The sequence below is a fragment of the Thermovirga lienii genome (assembly GCF_036847465.1).
Lineage (GTDB): Bacteria > Synergistota > Synergistia > Synergistales > Thermovirgaceae > Thermovirga > Thermovirga lienii.
Genome location: NZ_DAITZW010000046.1, coordinates 1 through 9,120 on the forward strand (window position 1 = coordinate 1; position 9,120 = coordinate 9,120).

General features: G+C 42.6%; 9 protein-coding genes. 8 read left to right on the forward strand and 1 reads right to left on the reverse strand.

The annotated features are described in order from the left end of the window. The coding region (locus V7Z69_RS08975) for a prephenate dehydratase domain-containing protein (protein WP_334139666.1) at positions 1-835 on the reverse strand (835 nt) is incomplete at its 3' end. A gap of 209 nt (positions 836-1,044) precedes the next feature. Between V7Z69_RS08975 and V7Z69_RS08980 the strand changes: the two genes are divergently transcribed. The 8 genes from V7Z69_RS08980 to V7Z69_RS09015 all read left to right on the forward strand — a co-directional run bounded on the left by V7Z69_RS08980 (position 1,045) and on the right by V7Z69_RS09015 (position 9,091). Next, positions 1,045-1,923, forward strand: a complete 879-nt coding sequence (locus tag V7Z69_RS08980) for an isocitrate lyase/PEP mutase family protein (RefSeq protein WP_014163953.1) — start codon at positions 1,045-1,047, stop codon at positions 1,921-1,923. Between the two features lie 33 nt (positions 1,924-1,956). Next, entirely contained in the window at positions 1,957-3,153 is a 1,197-nt protein-coding gene (locus tag V7Z69_RS08985; protein WP_334139667.1) for a CaiB/BaiF CoA transferase family protein, read from the forward strand. Continuing rightward, entirely contained in the window at positions 3,150-4,070 is a 921-nt protein-coding gene (locus V7Z69_RS08990; protein WP_014163951.1) for a hydroxymethylglutaryl-CoA lyase, read from the forward strand. The genes V7Z69_RS08985 and V7Z69_RS08990 overlap by 4 nt, the downstream gene beginning before the upstream one ends. A 252-nt stretch (positions 4,071-4,322) precedes the next feature. Continuing rightward, complete coding sequence (locus tag V7Z69_RS08995) at positions 4,323-5,003, forward strand: GntR family transcriptional regulator (RefSeq protein WP_014162387.1); 681 nt, start codon at positions 4,323-4,325, stop codon at positions 5,001-5,003. 171 nt (positions 5,004-5,174) lie between these two features. After that, positions 5,175-6,170: a TRAP transporter substrate-binding protein gene (locus V7Z69_RS09000; RefSeq protein ID WP_014162388.1), complete on the forward strand. Its 996-nt coding sequence runs from the start codon at positions 5,175-5,177 to the stop codon at positions 6,168-6,170. A gap of 33 nt (positions 6,171-6,203) precedes the next feature. Further along, entirely contained in the window at positions 6,204-6,761 is a 558-nt protein-coding gene (locus V7Z69_RS09005; RefSeq protein WP_014162389.1) for a TRAP transporter small permease subunit, read from the forward strand. Then, positions 6,755-8,035 (forward strand): TRAP transporter large permease, encoded by a 1,281-nt coding sequence (locus tag V7Z69_RS09010; protein ID WP_014162390.1) that lies wholly within the window; start codon positions 6,755-6,757, stop codon positions 8,033-8,035. The genes V7Z69_RS09005 and V7Z69_RS09010 overlap by 7 nt, the downstream gene beginning before the upstream one ends. 129 nt (positions 8,036-8,164) lie before the next feature. Beyond that, complete coding sequence (locus V7Z69_RS09015) at positions 8,165-9,091, forward strand: isocitrate lyase/PEP mutase family protein (RefSeq protein ID WP_334139668.1); 927 nt, start codon at positions 8,165-8,167, stop codon at positions 9,089-9,091. Positions 9,092-9,120: the final 29 nt, after the last annotated feature.

Sequence of the window (9,120 nt, forward strand, 5' to 3'; positions counted from 1 at the left end):
TCATGCCTTTGAGGGGTTTTGTTGGGTTTTGTCCTTTGGATATGAGCCAGAATCTGGTGGTGTTATGAGGGTGGTCCTGGATATCTTTGGCCAATACGTTCAATCCGTTTATCTCTGCAGCCAGCAAGGTGCATACGGCGGCAAGGCGTTGGTCCTTTGCCGCTTCCATGGCGGCAGCGCTGGTGCTTGCAGTCGTTTTTCTGGGGCATTGAGGCAGGTTCATGGAAAGCCACCCCTTGCATTGGGCCAAAGCTTGAGGATGAGAACGTACCTCTGTTATTTGAGACAAAGTAGAGCTTTTACTTGCCAGGACATGGTTTATTGGAAGCATTATTTCCATGGAAATTGAAAGATCTAAAGAGGAGGAGGAGAAGGCGTCGAGGGTGCTGTAGACCACTCCTTCGATGGAATTTTCTACCGGCACGATCCCAAATAAGGTGGATTTTCTATCTACGGCACTGAAAATGCCTTCTATGTCTTCAAGATATTCAAGGTCGATGCTCCTTCCAAGGCAGGCGTAGGCTGCTTGCTGAGAAAAGGACCCTTCTGGCCCCAGGCAAGCCACCGTTGGCCTTTTCTGGACAGCTCTACAAAGGGATATTACTTCTTTCATCACGGCCTCTATGCCCTTGGGGTCCAGCCCGCTGCAGATTTTGACTGTCCTGTCAATGACCTCCTGCTCCCTTATGGGATCCAGAACTTGATGTTTGCCTTTCAGCTTGCCGATGGCCCGTGCGGCCTCGACGCGTTCTTTCAGTATTTGGGCGAGCGATTGGTCAAGCTGGTCAATTTTTTGCCTCATTTCTGCTATCTCGTTTTTCTTATCCCAATCCAAGGCCATCCCCTCCACGTAAGCGGGCAACGAGTTTTGTTGCAGAGATTTTACTTCAGCAGGTTTGAAATGGCAAATTTGATTATTGGAGACCTTCGTTAGGTAAACATACAAAAAGGAAATGCTTCAACGCTTGACAAAAATTTCTAACATTAATACAATTAGTTTTGGCATATGGCGACTGTCGACAAAAGCCAGAAAGGGGTGTTACGATGAATAATGCAAGGAAAAAGCTTAGAGAGTTGCTTTTAAAAAATGAAATACTTGTAGTCCCAGGTGCCTACGACTCGCTTTCAGCAAAAATAGTTGAAAAGGCGGGGTTTGACGCCGTTTATATGACGGGTTTTGGAGCCTCTGCCAGCTTGTTGGGTAGACCAGATGTAGGGTTGCTTACCCTTTCGGAAATGGCCTGCCATGCCGCTAACATGGTCGAAGCGGTGAATATTCCAGTGATAGCAGATGCTGATAATGGATTTGGCAATGCGATTAATGTCCAAAGAACGGTAAGGCTTTACGAAAAGGCAGGGGTGGCGTGTATACAAATAGAAGATCAGGTTGCTCCAAAAAAGTGCGGACATATGTTGGGGCGCCAAGTAATTTCAAAGGATGAAATGGTTGGAAAGATAAAGGCTGCTTGTGATGCTAGAAGAGACGATAGCCTTATGATAATGGCGCGTACAGATGCAAGGACCTCTATGGGAATAGAAGAGGCGATAGAACGAGGAAAAGCTTACGAAGCAGCAGGAGCGGATATCATTTTTATAGAATCGCCAGAGTCTATAGAAGAAATGAAGATGATAACTTCATCTTTCAATGCCCCAGTTATTGCTAACATGGTTGAACGCGGAAGAACGCCCCTTCTGAGTGCTGAAGAACTTCAAGAAATTGGATACGACATTGCAATATTTCCAGTGAGTTCCCTTTTGGCCGCGACTAAAGCGGTTTTTGACATGCTGGAAGAACTTAAAAATAGGGGCACAACTGCATCAACGGTTAGCAGAATATTTGACTTTGAGGCCTTCAATGAACTTGTAGGCCTTCCTGACATTAAAAAAGCAGAGAAAATGTACGCTACCGGCAGAGATGTCTAATAAAAAATTTATAAAAAAAGAGGTTGATTCCAGATGGCAATTAAAGGGGCGCTATCTAATTTAAGAGTGTTGGATTTAACGCGGGTTTTGGCAGGTCCCTTCTGTACCATGATATTAGCAGACATGGGGGCAGATGTTATAAAGATTGAAATACCTGAAAGAGGAGATGATACGCGGCAGATGGGGCCTTTTAAGGAAGGAGAAAGCGCTTATTACATGAACCTTAATAGAAATAAGAGGGGAATAACCCTTAACCTAAAGAGTGCAAAAGGCAAAGAGATATTCCTTGAATTGGTGAAGAGGGCCGATGTGGTGGTGGAGAATTACAGACCAGGGACTATGGAAAAACTTGGACTGGGGTATGAAGTGCTAAAAGAAGTAAATCCAAGGATAATTTATGCGGCCATATCAGGATTTGGACAAACAGGGCCCTACAAGATGCGCCCGGGCTACGACATAATAGCTCAGGCCATGAGTGGACTTATGAGTACCACAGGATGGCCTGGGGGAGAACCTACTAGGACAGGGACTGCTATAGGCGACGTGCTTGGGGGGTTATCCTGCGCAATAGGGATACTGGCTGCGGTCAACGCTAGAAGCATAACTGGAAAAGGCCAAATGGTGGATGTTGCATTAGTAGATTCCGCCGTGGCGAGCTTAGAGATAATAAACATGATATATCTGGTGGAAGGTAGAGTGCCTGAGAGAATAGGAAACCGCTACGAATCTACTTACCCCTATGATTCCTTTAGAACATCCGATGGAAGTATTGTCATAGGGGCTGGAAATGACAGGCTATGGCAAAAGCTTTGTGAAGTTATGGGGAAACCCGATATTGCAGAAAAGCCTGAATTCTTGCGCATAAAGGATAGAGTAGAGCATCATGAGGAAGTTAAAGCAATAATAGAAGAATGGACCATGAAGCATAAAATGCAGGAAGTTCTGGATCTTTTGGAAGCCGAGGGCATACCTTGTGCTCCTATAATGACCATAGATAAAGTAGTAAACGACCCTCACATAGCAGAGGCTAGACAAATGTTTGTGGAGACTTACCACCCAATAGCGGGTGCCATAAAGATAACAGGAAGTCATATTAAGCTTTCTGATACCCCTCCAGCGATAAAAACATGTTCTCCTCTGTTGGGACAACATAATAAAGATATCTATGTTGGAGAGCTTGGAATGGACGAGGCAGAGATAGATAAGCTGAAGGAGGAAGGTGTAATATGAAAAGTTGCTGTGAGGCAGAACCTAAAAAGCCCAAAAGGGCGATTATTAGGGAAGTATGCCCCCGCGACGGGTTTCAAAATGTCAAAGAGTTTATTCCAACAGAGAGAAAAATTAACATAATAGACAAGTTGGCTTCTACTGGCATAAGCTGTATGGAAGTTACGTCTTTTGTTAGTCCTAAAGCGATACCACAAATGAGAGACGCTGCAGAAGTAATGGAAGAATTTAACAAAAAATGGAAGGGGAAAATAAAAAGCTATGTACTTGTTCCTAATCTGAGAGGTGCAGAGAATGCCCTGAAGGTTAATCCTGATAGCCTAAATTTTGTAATCTCTGCCAGTGAAGCGCATAATAAGGCCAACACAAATAGGAGTGTAAAAGAATCCCTCGAAGAACTCAAAAAAATAGCTGATTTAGCTGAAGATACAGAACTTGCAGTTTCCGTAGCCACTGCATTCGAATGCCCTTTTTGTGGAGCAGTACCGCCGGAAAGAGTCATAGAATTGCTTGATGCAATATTGGAGATGGGAATTAAGAACGTGACGCTGGCAGATACTATTGGTACTGCAAACCCCTCAGAAGTAAAAAGAACCTTGAAAAAGATAAAACAAAGATATAAAGACTATCCATTCTTCCTTCACCTCCACGATACTCAAGGTATGGCTCTTGCCAATACGATGGTTGCCCTTGAATTAGGATACAGTAGGTTTGATGCGGCAACTGGAGGACTTGGAGGTTGCCCCTTTGCTCCTGGAGCAGCGGGTAACCTTGCTACAGAAGACCTGGTTAACTTTCTTGACAAGTTGGGAATAATCACAGGGGTGGACCTTATGAAAGTAATAGGTATAGCGAGAGAACTTCAGTCGTATGGTTTCAACGTTATAAGTCACTTAGCTTCTTGCAGTGTTTGTTCTTAAAATAACTCGAGGCTAACAAGGCGGCATTTTTATGAAAGTAAAGCCCCAAAACATGGAAGGCTGTGTTGATACAGCATCTATTTAAGAGGTAGTTGCAATATGAACTTGTCTGCAATACTGACAAGTAGAATTTAAAACAGCTAAAGCTAAACTTGCAAAAGACTTTTTTGTATTATAGAATCAACAAAATAACCAGAAAGTTGTCTGTCGACAATTTTTATAAATAAATGAGAAATGAGGAGCTAAAAGTATATGAGTCACAATGCCCTTAGGTTAGATGAAACTGTAACATCAAAAATTGCGGAATATCTGCGTAATCAAATTCTCGTTTTTAAGACCTATAAAAAGGGTGACAGAATAATAGAGTCTAAGATAGCCAATGAGCTAGGTGTAAGTCGAGCACCAGTAAGAGAAGCTCTTCGCAGGTTGGAGAGCCAGGGTCTCGTTGTCTCAATTCCGAGAAAAGGAACTTTTGTTTCTGATCTATCCAATGAGACTTTGGAAGAAATCTACGATCTTCGTTACTTGCTTGAAGAAAGTGTGTACGAGACCATTATTAAAAAAAAGCTTTTGAAAGATGAAGATTACGACCACATGGCTTCAATAATTGAAGATATGGTCGAAATTGCAAGTTCTGGTTTGGCTTGGGAAGATAAGGTTCTGGCTTTTTTCGGAAAGGATATAGAGTTTCATCGTTATATATGGATGAAGGCCAACAGACCAATAACAAGTAAAATTTTGGCAGATCTTTACCACCAATTAGAGCTGGGCATACTTGATGATCTAAGCCATGAAAAAAACTTAGTTGAGGTAGCTAATAACCATTACAAGATATTAAGATGCCTCCAAGCCGAAGACATAGAAAGCCTCAAACAAAGTAGAGCCTGGAGCCTTTTTGCGAGAAGGATAGAGAATATAAGACGAGAAAGATAAAAATTTTGCATATCAAATCTGTCGACTGTAGGCAACACAGTACATTAACGATATTTTAGAGCAAATCGGAGAGTGGAGAAAAGTGGAGGTGATCAATCAGAGGCTACCCTGCTTTGCGCGGAATAAGATAGGATTAAAGTTTCGAATCTTGCAGAGTTGGAGGTGTGTGTAATGAAACTCAGGAAGTTCTCTTTAATAGCAAGCATAATTTTGTTGATGACCGTGCTTGGCGCTTGCCCTATTATGGCCGAAGCTTCGTGGAAACTTTCTAATCAGCTGCCGCCTTCGCATTTTATCTCGAAGGGTATGGATATTTTTGCTCAGAAAGTAAGTGAGTATTCTAATGGTGAGCTAAAAGTGGAAGTCTTTCATTCTGCCCAGCTTTTTAAGGACACAGAAGTTGTAGAGGCTATTCAAGAAGGCCTTGTGGAAATGGCATTAATCCCAGTTAACAAGTGGTCTGGAATGATACCCGCCGCGGATGTTTTCGAAATGCCTTTCATATTCAAGGATCTTACGTCACCTGAAAAGTTCATAAAGGCGGGAGCGAGTGATCTGCTTGATAAGGAGTTTGTCAAAAAAGGCGCTAAAGTAGTTTTTTGGGTAGATTACGGCTTAGTGCAGTTTTTCAATAACAAAAGGCCTCTTACTAAGCCAGAAGATTTCGCTGGGCTCAAAATCAGGACTTTCAGTAAGGGTACAGCAGACACGGTTAGCGCTCTTGGCGGAACCCCTGTTGTTATGAGCTCGTCAGAGATGTATATGGCTCTTCAAAGGGGTACCGTCGACGGAGCTACGACTGGCATGCCTGCCGCTGTTTCAAGAAAGATTTATGAAGTTCAGAAATATATGACGCTCGCTAACTACACAACGGCCCAATTCTGTGTACAGGCAAACTTGGACTGGTGGGATTCTTTAAGCGAAAAAGAAAAAGAGATCTTGCTCAAGGCTGGAGCCGATGCGGAGAAAAATATAAGAAGTTCCATAGCTGATGCGGAGAGCAAGGCCTACGAAGTAATAAAGAATGCAGGCTTGGAAATCTACGAGCTTAATGAACAAGAAAGAGAACTTTTCAAGCAGGCTACTGAACCTGTAAGGGACGCCTTCGTGAAGAACACGGGTGATCTTGGCAAACAGCTAATGGAAATAGCAAATTCAATAAAATAAGCCGGTGCACACATCGGAAAAGATGGAGCGTCCATGAGAAGAATTTATGAAAAAGCAGAAGGGGTAAAAATGTTATCTTTCTTGAGACAATATATAGAGAAATTAAATTTAGCGTTGGGCTACCTAAGCGGTTTAGGTATTCTCTTGATGGGATTAATTTTATTCTATGAAGTGGTGGCAAGATACTGCTTTAATTCTCCAACTATTTGGACCCAAGAGGTATCTATATACATTTTCATATGGACTATGCTTGCTGGTGCCGCTTATACTCTCCAAATAGGCAAGCACGTCAGAATTGATTTGATTTTAATACACCTCTCACCTCGGACTCAGATATTTCTGGAAATAATAACTAGCGTGTTAGGAATGTTTTTTTCTGCGTATGTTGCCACGCAGGGTTGGGATATGGTTCAAGCCTCTTTGAAATACCAAAAACTATCTGCCACGCCTTTAAGAGTTCCCATCTGGATACCCCAACTTGCCATTTTTATCGGTTTTTCGCTCTTGGCCTTGGAATTTTTCATATTGGTATGTGCAAAAATTTCAGAGGTTAGGAACGCATACGCAAAGGATGGTGAGAAAACATGCTAAGCTTCCTGCTAGTCATCGGGGTGCTTCTTATTATCCTTTTTTTGGGGCTTCCAGTGGCGTTTTCTCTAGGTTCGACATCGGTAATCCTTATACTACTTAACCATTTGCCGGTAAAGATCATAGGGTCTACGATGTACTCAAGTTTAGAAAGCTTTACTTTGCTAGCTATTCCTCTGTTTGTACTGATGAGCCAGATATTACTAGATGGCAGAGTAGGAGATGACCTTTTCGATGTAATGAATGCGTGGGTTAGGCATCTCCCAGGAGGGCTGGCCATAGCGACTATTTTGGCGTGTGCCTTTTTTGCTGCAATAACTGGCTCAGGAGCGGCAACAGCAGCTACCATAGGGATGGTGGCCTACCCAGCGATGATACAAAGGGGATACGATAAAAAATTTACTCTTGGTCTTTTGGCTGCTGGTGGGACCTTGGGCATTTTGATACCGCCAAGCATACCCTTGATCCTATACGGTGCGATAACTGAAGAATCAGTTGGCAAGCTTTTCATAGCAGGTGTAGTCCCGGGGTTAATTTTGACAGCTATTTTTGTGGTCTACGCGGTTTTTAAGAGCAAACGTGGGGGATTTACTCCTATTGAAAGAACGTCGTGGTCAGAGAGATTGCGTGTTACAGGCAAAAATATATGGGGTATCTTGTTGCCCATTCTTATCATAGGTGGGATATATTCTGGAGCCTTTACTCCGACAGAAGCTGCAGCAGTAGGCCTGGCTTATAGCCTTTTCATTACAGTGTTTATTTACAAGACTATAAAAATACGCGAATTGCCTAAAATATGCCTGAAATCTGTTGGGACATCAAGCATGATAGCGTTGATCATAGCTGCGGCAATTCTCTTTGGAAGAGTAATGACAATGCTCATGATCCCCCAAAAACTTACGGAGCTAATCATAGAGCATAATTTCACCCCCCTTATGTTTATTTTAGCCATGAACCTCCTAATGTTGATTCTCGGCATGGTGCTTGAAACAGTATCCATAATATTGCTTACCATGCCCTTGGTTGCCCCGATTCTGTTGGCTCTTAACATAGACCCTATATGGTACGCAATTATATTAACAATAAACATGACAATGGCTCTGATAACGCCTCCTGTAGGCATGAACCTTTATGTAATAAATGGGTTAAGCGACGATATAAACATGGGCGACATAATCCAAGGTGTATGGCCCTTTATAATTCTTATGATGTTCATGCTTGTATTGGCAATTGTTTTCCCACAGCTAAGTCTGTGGCTGCCATCAATTATGCATTAAATATTGCGATCAATTAACTAAGGGCATTCAACGAATATGTTCATTTTTAGTTGAGCTGGCGTGACTTCTTTTTCGGAGGATAGCGCCAGCTTTCGCCTTAGAAGAGATCTTAATAGCTGGAGGTGTGTTATGCGAAAATCTGCCACATTGAGGCAACTTTTAAAAAAACCAGGAGCTATTGTTGCCCCTGGGGTATATGATGCGATAAGTGCAAAGGTCTGTGAGATTGTGGGCTTTGAAGCTTTGCAGCACTCAGGTTACGGTACCTCGGCAGTCACTTTGGGCAAGCCAGATGTAGGCTTTTTAACGCTTAGCGAAATGTCGACCCAAGTAAGGATAATATCTAGGGCCGTAAACATTCCAGTAGTAGGAGACGGTGACAACGGTTTTGGTAACGCTATAAATGTGACAAGGACTGTGGAAGAATACATAAGCGCTGGTGCTGCAGGTTTATTTATAGAGGACCAGGTTATTCCTAAACGATGTGGGCACATGGAGGGCAAGGAAGTCATACCTTTCGAAGAGATGGCTGGAAAGTTAAGGGCCGCACTGGATACAAGGAACGAAATAGATCCAGATTTTGTTGTTATTTATAGAACCGATGCTGTAGCCGTAAAAGGCTTCGATGATGCCATAGAAAGGGCAAAAAAAGCAGTGGATATGGGAGTAGATATGATATTTATAGAGGCAATGGAAACAAAAGAGCAAATAGAAAGGGCAGCCGAAGAGCTTGCAGGGGTACATCTTATGTTAAACCTTGTGGAAGGCGGTAAGACGCCTCTTATTTCGATTAGTGAAGCTGAGGCGATGGGTTATAAATGGGTGGTGCCGGCCTTGTCGTGTCTATATTCGGCAGTGAAAGGTATGTTTGAAGTCATGAGAGAGATTAGGGAAAACGGAGTTTCGAATAACTACAAGGATAAATTGGTTTCGTTTAGTGAGTTCGCAGAAATACTACAACTGGACAATATAAGAAAAATGGAAGAGAAATATCTTCCCCAATATATTATCGAAGCTAAATACAGCGGAAAAAGTTACGTCCATATAATTGTGTAAAATTAAGAGCCAAGGCAAGGTCTCTGGTT